2 protein-coding genes are annotated in these 1,172 nt (G+C 69.1%); both read right to left on the bottom strand.

The genetic code is table 11. The features are described 5' to 3' along the window. On the bottom strand, nucleotides 1–165 hold a 165-nt coding region (locus ACX3PH_RS15965), incomplete at its 3' end, for an ATP-binding cassette domain-containing protein (RefSeq protein WP_459093690.1). Between the two features lie 5 nt (nucleotides 166–170). After that, on the bottom strand, nucleotides 171–1,172 hold a 1,002-nt coding region (locus ACX3PH_RS15960), incomplete at its 5' end, for an ABC transporter ATP-binding protein (protein WP_459093689.1).

Raw genomic sequence — 1,172 nt, 5'->3', positions numbered from 1 at the left:
CACTTCCCCGTCGATCGCGGGCAGGTGGCCGGCCAACGTGCGCATCACCGTGGTCTTGCCCATGCCGTTGCGGCCCAGGAACGCGATCACTTCCCCGGCGACGATGGTCAGGTCCAGGCGCGGGACGACGGGGACTCCGTCGTAACCGGCCGCGAGCGCATTCACCTCGATCACGTCACAACTCCCAAGTAGGCATCCTTCACATCGTCTCGCGCGGCGATCTCCTCCATCGTCCCCTCCGCGAGGAAGCGTCCGTTCGCGAGCACCACGACGCGGTCCGCGAGTTCGCGGACGATGTCCATGTCATGCTCGATGATCACCAGCGTCGCACCGGTCTCGGTCGCGACGCTGCGCAGGAGCCGCGCCAGTGCGACGGACTCCTCGTGCGACAGACCGGCGGCGGGCTCGTCCAGGATGACGACCTCCGGCCCCCACGTGAGCACCATCGCGAGCTCAAGCGACCGACGATCCGCCAGCGGCAGCTCGGCGGCTGAGCGTGCGTCGTCCCGTTCGAATCGGGCAAGTGCTTCGGGAACCTCTCGCGGCTGGAGTGCTTCGCTGCGTGCGAGGCGGAGGTTGTCGGCCGGGGAGAGCTCTGTGAAGACGCTCGGGATCTGGAACACCTTGCCCATGCCCGCGAGGGCGCGACGGTGGATGCGCCACCGGCTCGCGTCGGCGTCGAAGATCGCCACCGTGCCGGTGGTAGGGGCCACGTCTCCGGCGACGATGTTCAGCAGCGTCGTCTTGCCGGCGCCGTTCGGCCCGATGAGGCAGAGAACCTCCCCTGTTGGGACCATGAGGTCGACGCCCAGGAGCACCTTCGTCGCGCCGAAGGACATGCGGATGTCGCGGGCCTGCACGGCGAACTCCGTCTTCGTGGGCAGCGTCCGCCGGGGGATCGGGCTGGATAGCCGCGCGTCCTGCCTTGCCGCACGGTAGGCGGGGATGCGGATGACGCGGCGCACGAGCCCGACGAGGCCTCCCGGGGCGAAGCGCACGACGATGAGGAAGATCACGCCGAGCACGAGCAGGTACCACGAGCCGATCGCCTCGCCGAGGTACTGCTGGCCCATCGTGACGATCACAGCTCCGGCGAAGGCGCCGATGAGCGTGCCGCGGCCACCGACGGCCAGCCACACAAGCACCTGCGTGGAGAGCATGATGCCGCCGGC

This window comes from Homoserinimonas sp. A520 (genome assembly GCF_054489245.1).
Note: the sequence above shows the minus strand (reverse complement) of the source record. Positions and strands in the feature narration are given on the sequence as shown.